17 protein-coding genes are annotated in these 20,363 nt (G+C 46.6%); 11 read left to right on the plus strand and 6 right to left on the minus strand.

What is annotated here, in order from left to right:
* Nucleotides 1–114: 114 nt before the first annotated feature.
* Both WJQ40_RS10515 and WJQ40_RS10520 read left to right on the plus strand, forming a co-directional pair.
* Entirely contained in the window at nt 115–2,391 is a 2,277-nt protein-coding gene (locus WJQ40_RS10515; RefSeq protein ID WP_337402778.1) for a glycoside hydrolase family 3 C-terminal domain-containing protein, read from the plus strand.
* A 1-nt stretch (nt 2,392) separates the two neighbouring features.
* On the plus strand, nt 2,393–3,079 hold the full coding sequence (locus WJQ40_RS10520; protein WP_337539990.1) for a YjjG family noncanonical pyrimidine nucleotidase: 687 nt from the start codon (nt 2,393–2,395) through the stop codon (nt 3,077–3,079).
* Between the two features lie 56 nt (nt 3,080–3,135).
* Here the strand turns inward: WJQ40_RS10520 and WJQ40_RS10525 are convergent, their stop codons facing one another.
* Nucleotides 3,136–4,071, minus strand: coding sequence for an AraC family transcriptional regulator (locus WJQ40_RS10525; protein WP_337539992.1), 936 nt, complete (start codon nt 4,069–4,071; stop codon nt 3,136–3,138).
* A 205-nt stretch (nt 4,072–4,276) separates the two neighbouring features.
* Here WJQ40_RS10525 and yicI point away from each other — a divergent pair, with 205 nt between their 5' ends.
* A complete protein-coding gene (gene yicI / locus WJQ40_RS10530; protein ID WP_337539994.1) occupies nt 4,277–6,619 on the plus strand; it encodes an alpha-xylosidase in 2,343 nt (780 codons plus the stop codon).
* Between the two features lie 177 nt (nt 6,620–6,796).
* A complete protein-coding gene (locus WJQ40_RS10535) occupies nt 6,797–7,606 on the plus strand; it encodes an alpha/beta hydrolase (RefSeq protein WP_118798806.1) in 810 nt (269 codons plus the stop codon).
* Between the two features lie 31 nt (nt 7,607–7,637).
* On the opposite strand, the gene WJQ40_RS10540 is transcribed toward WJQ40_RS10535, so the two are convergent.
* The 4 genes from WJQ40_RS10540 to WJQ40_RS10555 form a co-directional block, all read right to left on the minus strand.
* On the minus strand, nt 7,638–8,540 hold the full coding sequence (locus WJQ40_RS10540) for a response regulator (RefSeq protein ID WP_337540000.1): 903 nt from the start codon (nt 8,538–8,540) through the stop codon (nt 7,638–7,640).
* The gene (locus WJQ40_RS10545; protein WP_337540037.1) at nt 8,527–8,832 is read right to left on the minus strand and encodes a transporter substrate-binding domain-containing protein; all 306 of its coding nucleotides are present in this window, start codon (nt 8,830–8,832) and stop codon (nt 8,527–8,529) included. Before WJQ40_RS10545 ends, WJQ40_RS10540 begins: the two co-directional genes overlap by 14 nt.
* A gap of 217 nt (nt 8,833–9,049) precedes the next feature.
* Nucleotides 9,050–10,417: a HAMP domain-containing sensor histidine kinase gene (locus WJQ40_RS10550; RefSeq protein WP_337540003.1), complete on the minus strand. Its 1,368-nt coding sequence runs from the start codon at nt 10,415–10,417 to the stop codon at nt 9,050–9,052.
* Between the two features lie 7 nt (nt 10,418–10,424).
* Nucleotides 10,425–11,099 carry a response regulator transcription factor gene (locus WJQ40_RS10555; protein WP_118798847.1) on the minus strand — a complete coding sequence of 225 codons (675 nt, stop codon included), beginning with the start codon at nt 11,097–11,099 and terminating at the stop codon, nt 10,425–10,427.
* A 208-nt stretch (nt 11,100–11,307) separates the two neighbouring features.
* Here WJQ40_RS10555 and WJQ40_RS10560 point away from each other — a divergent pair, with 208 nt between their 5' ends.
* The 5 genes from WJQ40_RS10560 (at nt 11,308) to WJQ40_RS10580 (ending at nt 17,668) form a co-directional block, all read left to right on the plus strand.
* Complete coding sequence (locus WJQ40_RS10560; RefSeq protein ID WP_337540006.1) at nt 11,308–13,677, plus strand: extracellular solute-binding protein; 2,370 nt, start codon at nt 11,308–11,310, stop codon at nt 13,675–13,677.
* Nucleotides 13,619–14,467: a sugar ABC transporter permease gene (locus WJQ40_RS10565; protein ID WP_118798801.1), complete on the plus strand. Its 849-nt coding sequence runs from the start codon at nt 13,619–13,621 to the stop codon at nt 14,465–14,467. Before WJQ40_RS10560 ends, WJQ40_RS10565 begins: the two co-directional genes overlap by 59 nt.
* Nucleotides 14,468–14,470: 3 nt before the next feature.
* Entirely contained in the window at nt 14,471–15,319 is an 849-nt protein-coding gene (locus tag WJQ40_RS10570) for a carbohydrate ABC transporter permease (RefSeq protein WP_337540010.1), read from the plus strand.
* Between the two features lie 4 nt (nt 15,320–15,323).
* Nucleotides 15,324–16,628: a biotin/lipoyl-binding protein gene (locus WJQ40_RS10575; protein WP_337402751.1), complete on the plus strand. Its 1,305-nt coding sequence runs from the start codon at nt 15,324–15,326 to the stop codon at nt 16,626–16,628.
* Nucleotides 16,629–16,705: 77 nt separating this feature from the next.
* Complete coding sequence (locus tag WJQ40_RS10580) at nt 16,706–17,668, plus strand: 3'-5' exonuclease (RefSeq protein ID WP_337540013.1); 963 nt, start codon at nt 16,706–16,708, stop codon at nt 17,666–17,668.
* Here the strand turns inward: WJQ40_RS10580 and WJQ40_RS10585 are convergent.
* Nucleotides 17,659–19,146, minus strand: coding sequence for a D-alanyl-D-alanine carboxypeptidase family protein (locus tag WJQ40_RS10585; protein WP_262574279.1), 1,488 nt, complete (start codon nt 19,144–19,146; stop codon nt 17,659–17,661). The genes WJQ40_RS10580 and WJQ40_RS10585 overlap by 10 nt on opposite strands.
* 165 nt (nt 19,147–19,311) lie before the next feature.
* Between WJQ40_RS10585 and trmB the strand changes: the two genes are divergently transcribed.
* On the plus strand, nt 19,312–19,950 hold the full coding sequence (trmB, locus tag WJQ40_RS10590) for a tRNA (guanosine(46)-N7)-methyltransferase TrmB (RefSeq protein WP_337540017.1): 639 nt from the start codon (nt 19,312–19,314) through the stop codon (nt 19,948–19,950).
* A 54-nt stretch (nt 19,951–20,004) separates the two neighbouring features.
* Complete coding sequence (trxA, locus tag WJQ40_RS10595; RefSeq protein ID WP_118798795.1) at nt 20,005–20,322, plus strand: thioredoxin; 318 nt, start codon at nt 20,005–20,007, stop codon at nt 20,320–20,322.
* The last annotated feature ends 41 nt before the right edge of the window (nt 20,323–20,363 follow it).

A 20,363-nucleotide genomic window follows, 5' to 3' on the forward strand; every position in this document is an offset into this window, starting at 1 on the left:
CAGGATCCGATATGATGAAACCATGAAAAGCTGTTATGGACGAAAAGAGAATGACAGCAAGTGGTGCAGATAAACAATAAATGAATGGGCTGCAGTGCAGCAGAAAGAGGGACTATGAAAGACTTAAAGAAGCTGATTTCAGAAATGACGCTGGAAGAAAAAGCAGGGATCTGTTCCGGAGCGGATTTCTGGCATACCAAAGCAGTAGAGAGACTGCAGATTCCGGATATGATGATGTCCGATGGACCTCACGGACTGAGAAAGCAGGATCTGGAGGGAGATCATCTTGGTGTAAATGACAGTATCAAGGCTGTCTGCTTTCCGGCAGGCTGTGCCATGGCATCCTCCTTTGACAGGGAGCTTCTTCACCGTGTAGGAGAGACGCTTGGAAAGGAATGTCAGGCAGAAAACGTAGGCGTGATCCTTGGACCTGCAGTGAATATTAAGAGATCCCCGCTCTGCGGACGTAACTTTGAGTATTATTCTGAGGATCCTTACGCAGCAAGCGAAATTGCCACCGCACATATCGAAGGTGTGCAGAGCCAGAATGTGGGAACCTCCATTAAGCATTTCTGCCTGAACAATCAGGAGACAAGAAGAATGTCCATTTCTGCAGAGGTGGATGAAAGAACCATGCATGAGATCTATCTGTCAGCCTTTGAGGGTGCGGTCAAAAATGCAAAGCCCTGGACAGTAATGTGCAGCTACAACAGGATCAACGGTGTATTTGGTTCTGAAAATCAGGAAACCCTGACGGATATCCTCCGCAAAAGATGGGGCTATGAAGGCTTTGTTGTCAGTGACTGGAGTGCTGTCAATGACAGAGTGCCGGGTTTAAAGGCAGGACTTGATCTGGAAATGCCAAGCTCCTTTGGTGAAAATGATGCCCTGATCGTAGAAGCAGTAAAGAAGGGTGAGCTGGACGAGGCAGTTGTAGATCAGGCAGTTGAGAGGATTTTAAATATCGTTTACAGAGCACAGGAAGGCAGAAAGGAAAACGCGGTATTTGACAGGGATGCTGACCATGAGCTGGCAAGAGAGATTGCCGGAGAAACACTGGTGCTTCTGAAAAACGAAGACCATATCCTTCCGCTTAGCAAAGAGCAGAAGCTGGCAGTTATCGGAAAATATGCGAAGAAGCCAAGATTCCAGGGCGGCGGCAGCTCCCATATCAACTGCCATAAGGTGACAGCATTCCTTGACTGTCTGGAAGAGGGAATGGACTATGTTTATGCGCAGGGCTATGATGATGACAGGGATGAGATCAATGAGCAGATGATTACAGAAGCTGTGGAAGCAGCAAAGGATGCAGCTGTGGCAGTGATCTTTGCCGGACTTCCTGATAATTTTGAATCAGAAGGCTATGACAGGAAGCATATGAGAATGCCTGACTGCCAGAATGAGCTGATCCGCCGTGTTACTGAAGTACAGAAGAATGTAATAGTGATCCTGCACAATGGTTCCCCTGTGGAAATGCCCTGGATTTCAGAGGTGAAGGGTGTGATCGAGGCCTATCTTGGCGGACAGGCTGTCGGCGGTGCTGAGTATGATGTACTGTTTGGCAGGGTAAATCCCAGTGGTAAGCTGTCAGAGACCTTCCCCTTAAAGCTTTCTGACAATCCCTCCTACCTGAATTTCCCCGGTGGACAGGATACAGTAGAGTATAAGGAAGGAATTTTTGTAGGCTATCGTTATTATGACTTCAAGGAAATGGATGTCCTGTTCCCCTTCGGCTATGGACTGAGCTATACTGATTTTGCTTATTCTAATCTGAAGCTGGATAAGGAAACCATGAAGGACTCTGATACGCTGACCGTCAGTGTAGATGTGACCAACACTGGTAAGATGGCCGGTAAGGAAGTGGTAGAGGTTTATGTAAGAGATCTGGAGAGCAGTGCTGTACGTCCTGTAAGAGAACTGAAGGAATTTGCAAAGGTTGCTTTAGAGCCTGGAGAAACAAAGACGGTAACCTTTGCGCTTTCTAAGAGAGCCTTTGCTTATTATGAGCCGAAGGTACATGATTTCTATGTGGAGCCGGGTGATTTCCTGGTCGAGATCGGACGTTCCAGCCGGGATATCGTACTTTCTGAAAAGGTGACTGTAACCGGTACTTATCTGCTGGCAGATCATTATGACGAAAATTCCCTTATAGGTGATGCCATGAGGGATGAAAGAGTCAGCGATATTGTAAAGGCTCTGATGGAGAACGGCTTTATGGACTTTGGCGGCAGCGAGGGTGGCTCTGGTTCAGAGGCAATTTCCAAAGATATGATGGCGGCAATGTTTGAATATACCCCTCTCCGTTCCGGTCTTTCCTTCAGCAATGGCAGACTGAAACGGGCAGATCTTCAGGAAGTATTAAAAAAGATGAATGAGAGAATTAAGAAATAATATGTTACGTAAACTACTGTTTGACCTGGATAATACGCTGCTTGATTTTGATAAGGCGGAAAGGCTTGCACTGACGAAGGCGCTCAGTGCCCTTTCCCTGGAGCCGACAGATTATATGCTGGACCGGTATAATAAGATCAATCTGGCACAGTGGAAGTTGCTGGAAAAGGGAGAGCTTGACCGTGAAGCGGTAAAGAAACGCCGTTTTCTGCTTTTATTCGAAGAATTTGGAATTGACCGGGAGGCAGAGGAAGCGGCCCGCCTGTATGAAGGATTTCTTGGAGAGGGGCATTACTTCATGGACTATGCGGAGGAGCTTCTGCAGAAGCTTTCAGGGGAATATCAGATTTATATTGTGACCAATGGAACGGCCCATGTGCAGAAGGGACGGATCGCAAGTGCAGGCATCCGGGACTATGTAGAAGATGTTTTCATCTCTGAGGAGATCGGAGTCAATAAGCCATCGAAGGAATATTTTGACAGATGCTTTGAAAGGATTCCGGATTTTGACAGGAATGAAGCAGTGGTGATAGGGGACAGCCTGACATCAGATATCCTTGGCGGGATCAATGCCGGTGTCAGAACGATCTGGTTCCACAAGAAAGAGAGTCAGAATGAGACAGAAATCATCCCGGATTATGAAATAACAGATTTAAGAGAATTACCGGATTTATTGAAAAAGCTGTAGGATATCCTGCAGTTTTTTCTGTGGTGCGCTTTAGCAGGCTGCCGTGAGAGGCGGGATCAGCCAGAGGTTCCGAAAACAGTATAGGTCCGGTAGTGCCTCGGTGTACAGCCGATCTGTTTCAGGAAGGTTTTGTTATAGTAGCTGATATTGTTAAAACCGGAGCGCAGGGCGATCTCACCAATGGGAAGATCAGTTTCTGTCAGGAGGCTGCAGCTCTGCATGACCCGGTAGTGCATGATGTACTGGAAAGGGGTCTGGTTCATGGTTTCCCTAAAGATCCGGCAGAACCGTCCTTCACTCAGGGCTGCTATATTGGCAAGCTGCGCAAGGGAAATTTCTTCTGAAAAATGTTCCCGGATATAAGAAAGCACAGGAGACAGCCGTTCTCTGTTATGGCGTTCCTGGCGGTTCCCGGAACCGTCTGGCTGTGCCTGTTGGAACAAAAGCTCCCAAAGCAGGTAGATCCGGGACTTCAGAAAGAGCTCTCTTTTGGAAAGAATGTCGTCTGGGCAGCTTTCGATTTCTCTTAATGTAAACAGTAGTTTGGACTGCCAGGAAGCAGCCTTGCAAAGGAGCAGGGTATTCCCTGACAGATGAATTGCTTCCGGGAAAAGAAGATATCCTTCCAGCACAGGATTGATATATTTCCGGGAAAAGTGGCTGTGAGGGTTTTCGTCCAGAAGCTCATAGGAAAAATCCAGTGCGGTGAAGGAGCAGGACTGTGAACAGGCGCTTCTTCCACTGTGGCTGAAGGAGGCATTGATAAAAGCACCTTCTCCTGACTGCAGGATATGGGTTCTGCTTTCTACGGTAAGCTCAAGGCAGCCTCCGGTGACCATAATGAATTCAAACTCTTTGTGCCAGTGCTGGTAAAAGAGAATATCCGCACCGGCCGGATAGGAAAGCCTGTGCAGGGCAAAGGGAAGATCGGCGGTGGTATGGCTGATTTTTTCTTCATATTGTTGTCTGGAAAGAACAGATCCTGGCTCCATAAGTGGTTCTCCTTTAAGAAAGATTACCTTCATTTTTACTGTTTTGGACGAAAATGTCAAGATAGTGTTAGAAAAGTAGAAGATAATTAAAGAATTAGCAATAAAATAGTTATATTCTATCATTACAGAGAGACCTCTGAGGGAAGGACGGAATTGCCTGTCAGAGGAAAAGAATCTATTTTTTCAGAAAGGAATGGGTAAAAACATGAAATTCAGTAATGGATGCTGGTTACAAAAGGAAGGATGCAGCTGCTTTGCTCCTGCAGAAGCTTATTTCACAAAGATTGAAGAGAAAAAGGTTACAATCTGTGCTCCAACTACTCATATTGTTACAAGAGGAGATACTCTGGGGGGCGTAAATCTGACACTGGAGATCACATCTCCTGCACCGGAAATTTTAAGGGTCCGGACTTATCATTATAAGGGAGAGGTTGTAGATACACCTTCCTTCGAACTGGAGATGAATGAAGAGCTGCCTCTTGACGTTAAGGACAGTGAGGAAGAGATCAGCATTGCAAGTGGTGAGCTTACACTTGTGATCACCAAGAAGAACTGGTCCATGACTTACTACAGAAATGGTGAGATGATAACCAGAAGTGCAGGACGTGACCTGGCACTGATGAAGACAGATTTCAAGGGACTTGCTTATAATTATACAGACAGCGAAGAAACTTATATGAGACAGATGCTTTCCTTATCTGTCGGAGAGCTTGTATATGGTATGGGTGAGAGATTCACTCCCTTTGTAAAGAACGGACAGAGCGTGGATATCTGGAATGCTGATGGAGGCACCAGCACAGAGCAGTCCTATAAGAATATTCCTTTTTATCTTACAAATAAGGGATATGGCGTACTGGTAAATCATTCTGAAAAGGTATCCTTCGAGGTAGCGACCGAGATGGTGACCAGAACAGAGTTTTCCGTAGAGGGCGGTTATCTGGATTATTTCCTGATCAATGGACCTACCATGAAGGAAGTACTGACCAGATATACAGATCTGACAGGTAAGCCTTCCCTTCCGGCGCCCTGGACATTCGGACTGTGGCTGTCAACATCCTTTACCACCAATTATGATGAAGCAACAGTTATGAGCTTTATTGATGGTATGCTGGATCGTGGCATTCCGTTACGAACCTTCCACTTTGACTGCTTCTGGATGAAGGAGTTCCACTGGAGCGATTTCGTATGGGACAGCAGAGTATTCCCTGATCCTGCAGGACTGTTAAAGAGAATCAAGGACAAAGGTCTGAATATCTGTGTATGGATCAACAGCTACATTGGCCAGGAATCTGATATCTTCGATGAAGGTATGGAGAAGGGTTATTTCATTAAGAGAACCAATGGCAGAGTATGGCAGTGGGATATGTGGCAGCCGGGTATGGCACTTGTTGACTTCACCAATCCTGACGCTTACAAGTGGTATCAGGATAAGCTGGAAGTACTGCTTGATATGGGTGTTGACTGCTTTAAGACAGACTTTGGTGAGAGAATCCCTACTGAGGATGTTGTTTACTTCGATGGTTCTGACCCGAAGAAGATGCACAACTACTATACCTACCTTTACAATAAATGTGTTTATGAGCTGCTGGAGCGTAAGAGAGGAAAAGGACAGGCTGTTCTCTTCGCACGTTCTGCAACTGTTGGCGGTCAGAAGTTCCCGGTACACTGGGGCGGTGACTGCTGGTCAGATTATGAATCCATGGAAGAAAGCCTTCGTGGCGGCCTGTCTCTGCTGATGAGCGGATTCGGCTTCTGGGCACATGATATCGGAGGATTTGAGAATACCTCTACCGCTGATGTTTACAAGCGCTGGGTAGCATTCGGACTTCTCTCTTCCCACTCAAGACTCCATGGAAGTTCTTCCTACAGAGTACCGTGGGTTTATGATGATGAGGCAGTAGATGTTGTAAGATTCTTCACCAGATTAAAGGCAAGCCTGATGCCTTATCTGTACAAGACAGCGATCGAAACTTCTATAAGCGGTGTTCCTACCATGAGAAGTATGGTGCTGGAATTCACAGAGGATAAGACCTGTCACTATGTAGATAAGCAGTATATGCTTGGCGACAACCTGTTAGTAGCACCGGTCTTTAATGACCAGAGCCTTGCAGAGTATTATCTGCCGAAGGGAACCTGGACAGACTTCTTTACAGGAGAAGAGAAGGAAGGCTGCGGCTGGTTTACAGAGAAGTGTGATTACCTGAGCATTCCGCTTATGGTAAAGGAAAACTCCATTGTAGCAATGGGCGCACATGATGACAAGCCGGATTATGATTATGGTGATGATGCAGAGCTTCGTCTCTATGCACTGAAGGATGGAAAGAGTGCAGAGGCGGTCGTTTATGGCATGGATAAGACAGAGGAGATCGCCATGACAGCAAAGAGAGACGGCAATCAGATCCAGATCGCAGTAAAGAGTGACAAGGTTTACAGGATCAGACTGGTAAATGTGATCGCAATCTCTGTTTCACAGGGTGAAGTAAAGATTGATAAGAAGGACACTGTCATTTTCCTTTCCGGAAATGCAGATCTGACTGTTACTTTCTAAAGGAGTCTGCACAGGCAGGAATGATGAGACAGTGATGCAGAATAAATAAAGAATATGGTTTTTGGGGGAAGCTGCCGCAGGGCAGCTTTTCCTGATTGCCCTGCATATTCAAAAAGAATCCGGATCGTGAATGGAAGATTCATGATCTGACAGGGAATAAAAGAAAAGGAGAATCACATGATACACGAAACAATCGATATGACAGTAGAAGGCAGTATTGGGACTCCCACGCTGACCACTTATATTCTGGACTATGAGGACTGTTATGTTTTCACGGAGCGGCCGCTTGTACTGATCTGCCCGGGCGGCGGTTATGAAAATATATCCGTACGGGAAGGAGAGCCTATTGCCATGCAGTTCAATGCCATGGGATACCATGCGGCGGTTCTGAATTACAGTGTGGCACCGGCGAGATATCCGGCTGCACTTCTGGAGCTGGCAAGCGCCATGGTAACGATCCGTAAGCACGTGAAAGAGTGGCATATTGACCCGAATAAAATTCTGGTGCAGGGATCCTCAGCAGGAGGACATCTGGCAGCCAGTCTTGGCTGCTTCTGGAACAGTGAATTTCTGGTAAATGAAGTGGCTGGCGGGGATGAAAGTCTGTTAAAACCAAACGGTCTGATCCTCAGCTATCCGGTGATCACTTCCGGAGAATTTGCACACAGGGATTCCTTCCGTGCACTTCTTGGAAATAAAGAAGAGACACTTTCAGCGAAAATGTCTCTGGAAAATCAGGTTACCAAAGATACACCACCCACATTTCTGTGGCATACCTTTACGGACGGACTGGTTCCTGTGGAAAACTCTATGTTATTTGCAACTGCACTCTGCAAGGCAAAGGTTCCGGTAGAGTTACATATATTCCCGAAGGGGGCTCATGGTCTTGGACTTGGAAACCGGTTCACCTGCTCCTGTGAGGAGAATCTGCAGCCGGAAACTACGGTATGGATTCAGCTTGCGCAGGCATTTATTGAGCAGCTGTAACCCTTTTTTATACTTAGATTAATATAATATTCTAATTTTTAGGGGCGATGATGGATGCTATCAGTTGATCAGCCTTAAAGGGCTTCGGCAGATGGCTGTCCATCCCGGCCTCTTTACATTTCACAACATCTTCTGCAAAGGCATTGGCTGTCATGGCAATGATCGGAATCGTGCCTCCGTCAGGACGATCAGAAAGTGAACGGATAGTTCTTGTTGCTTCATAGCCGTTCATCCTGGGCATCATAATGTCCATTAATATCACATCATAGGTACTGGCAGGATGACTTTTAAACATTTTCACTACCTCACAGCCGTCTGCTGCCCTTGTCACATGCATACCTTCATCTTCCAGCAGCATAGTTGCGATTTCAGCATTCAGATCATTGTCTTCTGCCATGAGTACGTGAAGATCAGTTGTTCTTTTCTGGACAGGAGCCGTATACGCTTCCCTTTTTTCAATAGGGTCTGCTAGAGTTAAAGGAAGCTCCACGGTGAAGGTTGTACCTTTGCCCTTAGTGCTTTCTACGGTAATGGTACCGCCCATCAGTTCCACATATCGTTTGGTAATAGCCATGCCAAGGCCGGTTCCCTGATATTGTGTTCTTGCACCGGAGTTTTCCTGTGAAAATTCATCAAAAATATGAGAAGCGAATTCTTTACTCATGCCGATGCCGGTATCAGAAATACGGTATCCGAATATGATATTGTCCGGGGCAGTTCCGGGTTTACGGAAGGTTTCAAAAGTAATGCGTCCACCATCATGGGTGAATTTTACGGCATTGCTTATGATATTGATCAGGGATAGCAGATAGTCAGAGATCTGTTTAACTTTTTCAAGATAACTTTTTACTTCAGGAGCCGGCTCATTTTTCAGGGCGATATCAGTGAAACCGATAATTGCATTCATCGGGGTACGGATATCAATAGAATTCACTGTAGCCGATACTGGAGATAGCGAGATAGTCATAGTCTGTGGCAAGGTCCGGCGCCACAATGGCATCAACATCACCATCAGCCAGAGAGGACTGATTTTTATTTACATACAGCCAGTAGGTATCTTTTCCCTGAGGATAGGAAGAAAAATTAAAGAGCTCTGCCCGCTCAGGAGTGTAGGAAACGTTACCGAACAGATCGATTTCTCCATTAGCCAGCATGGTATAACATTCTGAAAAAGAAGCATAGACATATTCGTAATTCCAGCCTGTCAGATAAGATATCTTCTGCAGCCTGTGCGGAAAGGGGAACTGCTGCTGTAAGCAAGGGTACTGTAGTCAGTAAAATAGTGGCCATTTTTGCTGCAAGTTGTCTGAATCTGTTCATGATGTAGGTCTACCTCCGGGTGTACTGCTTTCTGCTGTGTGATGGAGTACGTTCTGAAACCGTAAAAAAGCATTGTAACAGCAGATAATATCTTCAATATTATAAAGGAAAACATATGAAATTTCAACAGGGAAGACCTATAAAAAACGTACTCCCGCCGCCATTTGTGTCAGTAACCCAAAGGTGTCCGTGGTGTGCAGTTACGATTTCACAGGCGATCGAAAGCCCAAGACCGAAATGGCCTTTGGTATTCCGGGATTTTTCAGCCCGGTAAAAGCGCTCAAAAATATGTTCTTTGTCAGCATCGGCAATGCCAGGACCGTTATCGGCCACAGAGAAAAGATACTGATGATTTCTGACAGAAAGAGCAAGGTGGATATGTCCGCCTGCCGGAGTATAGCTGATGGCATTCTGAATGAGAATCGAGAGTACCTGCCGGATGCGCATTTCATCGCAGGAATAAGGCGTAAGCGCTTCTTCCGGGAGGGAAACGGACATGGTGATCGATTTTCTGGCGGCAAGCGGCTCAAAAGCTTCGAAGGTATCAAGCAGCAGAGTGTCTAGTTCGGCAGTGCTTCTGGAAAGTACAAGTTGCCCGCTGTCTGAGGCAGACAGGATGAGCAGGTCATTGACAAGGCTTTTCATCAGGGCTGCCTGTTTTTCAATCGTAGCAAGAAAGCCCGCGACTTCATCCGGAGAGGCCTGATGACAGCATTCCAGACTGGAAAGAATGACAGAAAGCGGGGTGCGCAGCTCGTGGGAAGCGGCAGCCACAAAGGAAAGCTGTTTTTTGCGGCTTTCTTCAATAGGAGCGAGAAGCTTTCCCGTGAAGAAAAAGGAAAACAGGAAAAGCAGGAATATGGTAAAGAGATCGATCAGCAGAAAGAAAAAACGCTGTTCCCGGATCTGCTTTTCAAGGCCGGACAGAGAGGAAAGGATCATGATCTGAAGCTGTGAGGTGTTCCGCTCCAGCGTGATCAATGTGCAGAAGTAATCATTTTTCCCGGAATCTGTGAAGGAAAAAGTCTGGTGCCATGCCGTATAGGGAGATAGGGAGGATGTTTCTTCCAGAGAAGAATCCTGGGGCAGCGTGCTTTCATAATACTCCCACGCCTCTTCAAAGATGTCAGAAAGAGCAGAAGATGTCTTGCTTTTGGACATGAAAGTATTGCCAGCTGATGAAGAAGCAGCCCGGTTTTCTGCAGGAGCCGCATCATGCAGTGTATTATAAAGAAAGGGATGTCCGTTATCCAGCAGATAAAACTGATAGTTTCCCTGGGCTTCCATTTTGGAGAGCCATTCCATGGTGATGACAGACTGCTGCTCCAGATTGGTGATGATGGTGTTGCTGTCATTCTGGAAGGAATAAAACTGGTTCCGGTAGAGGTTATTTTCTGAAATACGGAGATACAGAAATGACATGATGATGATCAGCAGGGTGATGATGCCGCTGCAGAGCAGGGTAAGACGGATTCGTACCTTTTGAAACATGGGAACCTCATTTCTCCTTCAGGCAGTAGCCAAAGCCACGCAGGGTTTTAATGGAAAGGCTGCTGCCTACAGTAGTAAGGCGCCTCCTTAAAAAGTGGATATAGTTGTCAAGATTTCCTTCTTCCACATCGCTGTCCGGCCCCCAGACAGTAAGCAGAAGGGAACTCCGGGAAAGGGGTTGTTCCTTTCTGCGGAGGAAGGTTTCCATCAGGGCAGCCTCCCTTCTGGAGAGGGTGCAGCTTCCGGAAGGGCCGGAAAGCCGGTATTCTTCCGGATAAAAGGTAAGATCCAGAAAGGAAATGTTCCGGGTATTTTCCAGTGTCCTTGGCCGCCTTGCCACGCAGTGGATCCTTGCCAGCAGTTCTTCAAAAGCAAAGGGCTTCACCAGATAGTCATCAGCGCCCAGGTTTAATCCGGTCACCTTGTCAGTCAGTGTGCCAAGGGCAGTGATCAGAATGACCGGTGCCAGCACACCCTTTTTGCGAAGCCGGGAAAGGACGGCAGTTCCCTCCATATGAGGAAGCATGCGGTCAAGCAGGATCACATCATAAATATTCTGTTCTCCATAGAAAAGAGCCTCTTCTCCGTCCAGACAGGTGTCTACAGAAAAGCCCTGTGCCTTTAACTGGAAGCACAGAGCACGGTTTAATTCTTCATCGTCTTCAGCAAGTAAAATTCTCATGGATTCTCCCTCATAAAAGTATTCTATTAAAAAGTATACCACAGAAATCTGTAAGCTTTCTTTAAAATTGCCATGCATATGAAAAAAGGATCCGGTGGATCCTTTTTGAATGATCTTAAGATATCTTCAGAAATCTTAGAGGCAGATTAGAGAAAGGGCTGTTATGCTGTGAGACAGAAAATCAAACAGCGAAAAGGAGTGCTTTTTCATGAAGAAAAGGAAAAGATGGATAAAAACAGGAAGTCTTCTGCTTGCCGGAATGCTATTGCTTAGTGGCTGCGGCACCTTGAAAAATACAGAAGGCACAGCAGGAAATGGAAAGACAGATGATGGCTCAGGCAGTACTGCCATGGGAAGGTATACGGAAACAGAGCTGTCTTTAGAGGATATGATGCAGGGAAATATCTGTCAGATGCTGACACTTTCAGATGGAAATATCGTAATACTTAACGAATTTGACAGTTCTCTGATATCGGAAGATCAGGGACAGAGCTTTCATACCTATGAGATACCGGTTGTGGATCAACTGAATGCAGAACAGCATTATGTGATGGACCTGAAGATGAATGCGGATGGAACCACTGCTGTGATCTACGATGACAATACGGAAGAAGAGTCTGTAGACGAGTTTGGGAAATATATCAAATATATAGTGATCTCTCCGGAAGGAGAGACGACAGAACTGACACTGCCGCTGTCAGAGGATGAGTATGCCAGAAATGTGTGGATTTCTCCGGAGGGCGACTGCTACTTTGCATCGGTCAGCACCCATACGCTTTACCGGGTAAAGAAGGGAGAAACGGAAGGAACGCCTTTTCTGACTATAGATGAGGATGCGCCGAGAATGCTTTCCTTTGCCGGAGATCTGATGATCATGGATGGCTATGATTATGAGGCACCGCTTTTGTATGACCTTAAGGCGGATACGTATGTAGAGGATACTGTGCTGGCAGATTTTGTAAAAGAATACTACGGACAGAGGTCCTTTAACGGAAGCAGTTGGTTTGATCTGTATCTGTTTCAGGGAAAAGAAGACGGTGTGATTTACCTGGCCGGTACCAAAGGACTTCACAGACATGTGATCGGCGGAGGTGCTGTAGAACAGGTCATTGACGGAAGCCTCTCAAGGCTCAGTTCCCCATCCTATGGCCTGTGTGGCATGGTGGAGCTGGATAATCAGGAATTTCTGGCTGTTTTCAGCGGTGGTATTGTCGTGCATTTTGTGTATGATCCAGATATTGCCTCTGTACCGTCTGTGAAGCTGAAGGCATACAGCCTTTCAGAAGATACTTATATGCAGGCAGCAATAACGGAGTATCAGGTAAATAACCCAGATGTTTATGTGGAATATGAAATCGGAATGGAGGAGGGAAGCTCCGTAACCAAAGAGGATGCCCTGAAAAAGCTGAATACACAGATTCTGGCAGGACAGGGACCGGATATTCTGATCATGGATGGAATGCCGCTTTCTTCCTATATAGAAAAAGGACTTCTGCTGGATCTGACAGATACTGTTGCTGATATGGAACAGGATGCAGAGTTCTTTGATAATGTCATAGAAGCAATGAAGCAGGATGGTGGGATTTATACGCTACCATGTACGATCAATCTTCCCATGGTATTTGGAAGACAGTGGGCAGCAGAGGCAGGCCAGGGTTTGACACAGGCAGCAGATGCTATTGAAAAGCTGCAGCAGGAAAATCCGGAAAGTCAGATTTTCCAGCCTTATATGTATTCTCCGGTAGCGGTAATGAAGTGTTTTGCGATGGTTTCTGCACCGGCATGGATCAGAGAAGACAGTACGCTGGATGAAGAAAAGATAAAAGAATTTCTGGTACAGACAAAGAGGATCTATGAGGCACAGATGAAGAGCATGACGCCGCAGAGACAGGAAAATTTTGATATGTACAATGAGTATTTTGTCGCTGACTATGGAGAAAACTGGGCAGCCAATATTTCATTCTGCGGACTGGATGAGATGAGTTACCTTGGCGGCGGAAGCCTGGCAGAGATGGGAATGGTAGACGGTACCTATGATTATGGAATGCTTACCTCAGTAAAAAAGGTAGACGGGTTTGAAGATGTTACCTTTGCGCCGATGAACGGGCAGAGCAGTGATGTGTTTATACCACAGACGCTGGTCTCTGTCAGTGCAGGATCGAAGAATCAGGAACAGGCACTTGACTTTTTACGGATGTTTTTCTCTGTGAAGTATCAGGGGCAGGTCAGTGGATTTTCCATTAATAAAGACGGCCTGAGAGAAAATTTTGCGGCAGGCAGAAATGCAAGCTGGCTGCAGGATCAGGAACCGGATGAAAACGGAGATGTAGTTTATAGCATGATGTCCGTAGGCAATGCTGACGGGCTGGAGGCCACTCTGAATGTCTACTGGCCCGATGAGGAAGCAGAAAACAGCCTGTATCAGCTGATAGAGCAGGTCAAAGTTCCCTATCTGGAAGATGAGACACTGGAAACGGCCGTATTTGAAGAGGGAAAGAAATATCTGGAAGGAAGCTGTGATGAAGAGGAGGCAGTCAGAAATATCAGGGAAAAGCTGGCCATTTATATGGCGGAGTAGCATACGGGAAAGAAGAGAGAAGAAAGCATTTTTATGCTTTCTTCTTCCCAGTCTGATCGGAACGGCGTTCTTTACCGTGATCCCTTTCGGAGATGTGGTCAGGCGGTCCTTTATGACAGAGGTGACCGGACAGTTTACCGGATTTTCCCATTACAAAACAATCTTTGCCAATCAGGCCTTTTTGCTGGCAGTGAAAAATACACTGCGGTTTACCCTGACCGGGATCCCGCTGCTGCTGATCTGCGGCTTTCTGATCGCTCTTTTGTTCAGCGGATCAGGAAAGGCACAGATATTGAAACCGCTGTATCTCCTGCCTTATGCCCTGCCGGCAGCAGTCGTTGTGATCGTCTGGAAAGTGATCGGCTATTATTTAACCGGGCAGGAATTTCTGGTACTGCTTTTGTGTTATCTCTGGAAAAATACAGGATATACGGTGATTTTGTGGCTTGCCGGGATCAAGGGGATCCAGAAGGAGATCCTGGAAGCGGCCATGGTGGACGGGGCAGGAAGCTTTCAGCGGGTGCGCTATATCATACTGCCGGGACTGAAAAATGTATTTTTTACTATTGTGATCCTGTCTTTCCTGAATTCCTTCAAGATCTACCGGGAGGCCTATCTGACAGCCGGAGCTTATCCTGACAGAAGTATTTACCTGCTGCAGCACCTGTTTAACAACTGGTTTGTGAATCTGGAGTTTTCCAAGATGGCGGCGGCTTCGGTACTGCTGTTTCTGGTACTGCTTTCCGGTATCTGGCTGCTGCAGGGCAGATGGAAGGAAAAAGAGGAGTAAGTGATGAGAAAAAGAGGAAAGGAATTACTGATCCTGGCACTTTTACTGCTGCCGGCGCTTGTAACGGTTCTGCCATTGTTTCTGCTTCTGACAGGGTCACTGATGGATGTGCAGGAGATCAGGGAAAGACTGATGCCGGTATTTACCGGAGAAGGAAGCTTTTCCTTTACGGCGATACCGGATTATCCCACATTCCTGAATTATGAAAAGCTGCTTCTGGAGACACCACAGTTTTTTGCGCTGTTCTGGAACAGTATGAGGATGACAGGGGCAGTGCTGGCAGGGCAGCTTCTTGTGGCAGTTCCGGCGGCTTTTGGATTTGCAGTCTATAAGGGGAAGGGCAGCAGGCTGCTGTTTTCCCTGTATACGGTACTGATGCTGATCCCGTTTCAGGTGACCATGCTTTCCAGTTATCTGGTTCTCACCAGGCTGCATCTGATGAATACACAGTGGGCGGTGATCCTGCCGGCTGTTTTTTCAGCGTTCCCGGTATTCTTATGTTACGGAGGATTTTCGGCGATCCCGCAGGCCATGCTGGAAGCGGCGAGGATAGACGGAGCCGGGGAAGCAGGACTGTTCTTGCGGATAGGGCTTCCTCTTGGCAGGGGCGGGATCTGTTCGGCACTGATCCTTGGATTTCTGGAATGCTTTAATCTGATCGAGCAGCCTATGGCATTTCTGGACGACAAATCCCTGTGGCCCCTGTCCCTGTATCTGCCGCAGATCAGTCTGAATCAGGCAGCGACAGCCTTCTGCGGCAGTGTGATCATGCTGATCCCGGTGCTTTTTGTATTCGGGCTTTTCCATGATGATCTGGAGCAGGGGATCGTATATGCGGGACTGAAGGAGTGAGGTTATGAAAGAAAAGAAACGGAAGATTTTTACAGGATTTATCATATTTCTTGGTATCATGTGGCTGTGTACCCTGATTTCCCGGGCAGTGTATGCTTATCAGCTTCCCATGGTCACCGTGCAGAAGCCGGACAGCAAATATGTAGAACATAAGGTGGAGGCAGAGGGGATTGTAGTTGCCGGCGGGGAAATTCCGGTGAACTTTGTCAGTGGTCTTCGGCTTTCCGGGATCTCTGTACGGGAAGGTGACAGAGTGGAGGAAGGAGATCTTCTCTTTACGGTTGACCTGACAGATCTGCAGGAGATCATAGATGCAAAGCAGCAGGAGATCGACAGAATTTCCGTGCAGATGGCATCCATAGAAGAAAATCAGGCGCTGGCACAGCAGAAACGGGATCTTGAGCTTGCACGGGCCAGAGAAGATTATGATACCACGGCACGGATCCAGGATACGAAAGTGGGAAGAGCCGCAGAAGCTTATGTTCAGGCAGAGGAAGACGGAGAAGAAGGCATGGACGAGGAAACGAAGGCGGCGCTGCAGAGCGCTGCCTATGCGGAGGCAGACACGAAAGCGGAACGGGATGAAGCCGTAAAAGATGCAGGAAGAAGGGTAGAGGATGCGCTTCTTCCAGAAGCCTCGTCTTCCGAGCTGACAGAGCTTTCCATGGAAAAGGAAAAGCTTTCAGACAGCCTTTCTGTTTATCGGGAGGTCCTGCAGCAGGAGGGACAGGTGTTTTCAGAAAGAAGCGGTGTGGTCACAGGAGTTTCTCTATCTGCGGGAGAGAGGATCGGGGATACGGCCGTGCTGCGGCTTTCAGATGATACGGTACCCTGTCAGTTAAAGATCCTGATCAGCAGGGAGCAGAAAAAGCATGTGGGCCTGAAGGATTTCGTCACGGTAAAGCTGGAAGGAGAAAGTGAATTTCAGACGACGGTCACCTATCTTGGTGAAAGTGCTTCCGGAGATGGCAGCTATGAAATTCTGATCCCTCTTTCAGAAGGAGAAGGGATACCGGGACAGTCCGGAACCCTGACTGCTTCAGATGCAGGGGAGAAGTTTCCATTCTGTATTCCTGTTTATGCCCTGCATTCGGAAAATACAAGAAATTATGTATATGCGGTGAAGCAGCGGGAAGGGATCCTCGGAGAGGAGTCTTATATTGAGGAGATCAACGTGACAGTGCAGGATCAGAATGAGAATTATGCTGCCATAACCGGGGCACTGGATGGAGATACCATGATCGTGGTAAGTGCCACGAAAGAGATCAAAAACGGAGGTACCGTGCGCCAGCAGGGGCAGGTACAATAAGCACAGCATAAAAGTGGGTTGGTAGGGAAGCAGTTCTGTGGTAAAATAGATCCATCTTTATAAAGGAAACGAATGAAATGAACTATGTTGTGCTTGATCTGGAGTGGAACCAGAGTAATACAGGGGAAGAGCCCGAGGTAAAGGAAATCCCTTTTGAAATTATCGATATGGGTGCGATCCTGCTGAGCAGTGAACGGAAAATGATCAGTGAGTTCAATCAGCTTGTAAAGCCGGCGATCTATCAGCATATGCATGCTATTACCAGTAAGATCATCCATCTTCATATGAAGGATCTGCAAAAGGGGTGTCCTTTTCCGGAGGTGATGGAGGAGTTTCTTGCCTTTAGTGGGAGGAATGTGATCTACTGCACCTGGGGACCGCTTGATCTGTACGAATTACAGAGAAATATGCGTTATTATAAAATGGAGCCGCTAAGCACAGGTCCTCTTAAATTTCTGGATGTACAGAAGCTGTTCAGTATTGCCTATGAGGACCGCAAGTCCAGACGAAGTCTGGAATACGCGATTGATTTCCTGGAGATAGAGAAGGATATTCCTTTTCACCGGGCCTTCAGTGATGCTTACTATACGGCAAAGATACTTGAGATTCTGCCGGAAGAGGTGCTGGAGAACTATTCCATTGATACCTTTGTGCTTCCTGCATCCAGAGAGGAAGAGATCCATGTCTTCTTCCATGATTATATGAAGTATATTTCGAGGGAATTTGCGGATAAGCAGGAGGCGCTGGAGGATAAGGAGGTGATCAGCACCAAATGCTATCTCTGTCATAGGAATATCCGTAAAAAGATCCGGTGGTTTACGCCAAACGGCAAGCATTATTACAGCGTGGCCGTCTGTCCGGTGCATGGCAGCATGAAATCAAAGATCCGGATCCGTAAAACAGAAAATGACGGTGTTTATATTGTGAAGACTTCAAAATTCATATCTGAAGAAGAATGTCAGAAGATCCAGGATAAGAGAGAGGAAGCCAAGGAACACCGCAAACAGAAAAAGAAAAAGCAGGCATCTCATCAGAAATGAATATCTCTGGATCCGGAAGAACGGCGGTTTCTGCCATGTTTCTTCCGGGTCCAGTATTTTTTCCTGCTGACAGAACGTGAGCTTCCGGAAAAGCTGTAATTAATGAGCAGATCCCGGATCACGAAGACCAGAATAGTCAGAGCTGCCAGGATAATGATGACCAGGAGTACGATCTTGATATTAATGAAGATGGTATTATCCATTCCACTGGTTACTGGCTCTGTTTTGGCAGGTGTAATGGGTGCGCTGTCAAAATCATAGGAAGAGTAGGCAGTAGCTTTTGCCAGGTCAACAGAGGCTGTACCAACATAGGTATCCTCATAATAGTAATTAATGGCAGCAACTTCATTTTCTCCGGATACATCATAGGAGATTTCCGAGGTCAGCTCCTGAAAGCTGACGGTCTTTGGCAGGATCAGATAGCTGTCTTTATTTAAGGAAAGAATCGGACTGGAATTCCCGAAAATATCATAGGAGGTATGGAAAAACTCGGTTTCATCGATATTGTATCGTGTTTCGTTTTCTGCTACGTTAGTCACGGTAAAATTTTTGAAACCATAGTCAAAAAGTCTGACGGTATCATTAAACTGTTCCGGACTTTCCTCCTTCATGACCACACAGATCAGCTTTAAGCCATTCTGTTCGGCACAGGTGACGAGGGTCTGCCTTGCTTCATCGGTATATCCGGTCTTGCCACCCTTTATTCCTTCATAGGGAGTGTCTCCGTTAATAAGCTGGTGCTTATTACGTACGGTAAAGTCATCTGGCTGGTCAGCAGTGGCTGCAAAGTGGTGCCTTGGGGTATTGCCGATCTTGCTCAGAAGCTCATTCTGGAAAAAGGCTTTCGCAATGATGGCAAGGTCATAGGCAGAGGTATAGTGGTTTTCATCAAACAGTCCATGAGGATTCACGAAATGGGAATCCTGACAGCCGAGCTCCCTCGCAGTCTCGTTCATCATATCGGCAAAGGCTTCCTGGCTTCCTGCCACATGCTCGGCAACGGCAGCGGCAACCTCATTGGCGGAGGCAACAAGGATACCGTACAGACACTCTTCCATAGTCATAGCCTGTCCTTCATCGATCCCGATATTGGAGCTGCCCTGCTGGATACCGAAGACAGCATCATGGGAAAATGTCACGATCTCGTCCATGGAGCATTCTCTGGCAGCGATCAGACAGGTAAGCAGCTTGGTGGTGCTTGCCGGATAAAGCTTCTCGTGGATATTTTTGGCATAGAGAACCACACCGGTATTGGCTTCCAGCACGATGGCGCCTTCTGCGCCGACGGCGGGACCCTCCGGCCAGTTTTCAATCTCATTGCTCTGTATGGGAAGGGTCAGACGCTCCTCCTGCTGGGCAGCAGCCTCGTTCAGGTCAGCCGGGGCAGCCAGAGCGGTGATGGGTGTCATGGCAGCTGTTACATATAAAAAAGCAGACAAAAAAAAGGTGCCTGCCTGATAAATCCTGTTATGTCTCATTTGGAACTCTCCTTTTTCTTTTCTTATCTTACACTATTTACACTGAAAGCTGAACTGTTTTGAAAAGATTTATCATATTTTAATAAATTGTTCTGAGAAATATGCTTTCAGGAAAAGGAAAGATAAGGTAAAATATAGGTAAACAGATAAAGACAGGAGAAGGCTATGCGTTTAAAAAATGTACCGGGTTCACGGGAAGCGATCGCAGACAGCGTCTTTGTGATCCATGAGCCGGAAACAAATAAAGGTGCCTGGCAGCAGGTATTTGGCAATGACCATGAGATCCATGTAGAGATCGGCATGGGGAAGGGAAGATTTCTTTATGAAATGGCATCTCTGCACCCGGATATTAACTATATTGGTATTGAGAAATATTCCAGTGTCCTGCTTCGTGCTATCCAGAAGATGGAGGAAAAGGAGCTTCCAAACCTCCGCTTTGTCCGGATGGACGCCGAGGATATCACAGAGGTATTCGGAAGAGATGAGATTGACAGGATCTACCTGAATTTTTCAGATCCCTGGCCCAAGGACAGGCATGCCAAGAGAAGACTGCCGTCCAGACAGTTCCTTGCAAGATATGATGAGTTCCTGAAGGGGAATGGCGTACTGGAGTTTAAGACAGATAACCGTGACCTGTTTGACTTTGCAGTAGAAGAGGTACCGGAAGCAGGCTGGAAGATAAAGGAATGTACCTATGATCTGCACCATGATGACAGACTGATGCAGGGAAATGTCATGACAGAATATGAGGAAAAATTTTCCAGTATAGGGAATCCTATCTGCAAGTATATTATTTACAGATAAAACGATACTAACAGATAACCATATAACTATAATAAGAAAAAGGAGGAGATTTTGATGGAACTGAAGATCACAGAGCAGAATTTTGAGGAAGAGGTTGTAAAAAGCAATATACCGGTTCTGGTAGATTTTTATGCTGACTGGTGCGGACCATGTAAAATGATGGCACCGGTAGTAGCAGAGCTTGCAGCAGAATATGAGGGAAAATGCAAGGTTGGCAAGTGCAATGTAGATGAAAATATGAATCTGGCCCAGAAATATGGGGTCATGTCCATTCCCAACATGATCGTATTTAAGAGTGGAGAGGTAAAAGCAAATGTTGTAGGAGCTGTCAGCAAGACAGATCTTGCCGATAAAATCGACAGCGTTTTATAAAAAGTTCAGAAGTGTGAAGAAAATATAAAAATTTTGTGTCA

Origin of the sequence: Suilimivivens sp., assembly GCF_037359455.1 — a bacterium.
GTDB classification, from domain to species: domain Bacteria; phylum Bacillota; class Clostridia; order Lachnospirales; family Lachnospiraceae; genus Suilimivivens; species Suilimivivens aceti.

Bases quoted from the DNA above. Each gene is read 5' to 3' on its own strand.
- WJQ40_RS10580 (WP_337540013.1), top strand. From the start codon at position 16,706: ATGAACTATGTTGTGCTTGATCTGGAGTGGAACCAGAGTAATACAGGG.
- WJQ40_RS10575 (WP_337402751.1), top strand. From the start codon at position 15,324: ATGAAAGAAAAGAAACGGAAGATTTTTACAGGATTTATCATATTTCTT.
- WJQ40_RS10520 (WP_337539990.1), top strand. From the start codon at position 2,393: ATGTTACGTAAACTACTGTTTGACCTGGATAATACGCTGCTTGATTTT.
- WJQ40_RS10555 (WP_118798847.1), bottom strand. From the start codon at position 11,099: ATGAGAATTTTACTTGCTGAAGACGATGAAGAATTAAACCGTGCTCTG.
- WJQ40_RS10570 (WP_337540010.1), top strand. From the start codon at position 14,471: ATGAGAAAAAGAGGAAAGGAATTACTGATCCTGGCACTTTTACTGCTG.
- WJQ40_RS10550 (WP_337540003.1), bottom strand. From the start codon at position 10,417: ATGTTTCAAAAGGTACGAATCCGTCTTACCCTGCTCTGCAGCGGCATC.
- WJQ40_RS10560 (WP_337540006.1), top strand. From the start codon at position 11,308: ATGAAGAAAAGGAAAAGATGGATAAAAACAGGAAGTCTTCTGCTTGCC.
- WJQ40_RS10585 (WP_262574279.1), bottom strand. From the start codon at position 19,146: ATGAGACATAACAGGATTTATCAGGCAGGCACCTTTTTTTTGTCTGCT.
- trxA (WP_118798795.1), top strand. From the start codon at position 20,005: ATGGAACTGAAGATCACAGAGCAGAATTTTGAGGAAGAGGTTGTAAAA.
- yicI (WP_337539994.1), top strand. From the start codon at position 4,277: ATGAAATTCAGTAATGGATGCTGGTTACAAAAGGAAGGATGCAGCTGC.
- WJQ40_RS10565 (WP_118798801.1), top strand. From the start codon at position 13,619: ATGAAGAGGAGGCAGTCAGAAATATCAGGGAAAAGCTGGCCATTTATA.
- WJQ40_RS10535 (WP_118798806.1), top strand. From the start codon at position 6,797: ATGATACACGAAACAATCGATATGACAGTAGAAGGCAGTATTGGGACT.
- WJQ40_RS10515 (WP_337402778.1), top strand. From the start codon at position 115: ATGAAAGACTTAAAGAAGCTGATTTCAGAAATGACGCTGGAAGAAAAA.
- trmB (WP_337540017.1), top strand. From the start codon at position 19,312: ATGCGTTTAAAAAATGTACCGGGTTCACGGGAAGCGATCGCAGACAGC.
- WJQ40_RS10525 (WP_337539992.1), bottom strand. From the start codon at position 4,071: ATGGAGCCAGGATCTGTTCTTTCCAGACAACAATATGAAGAAAAAATC.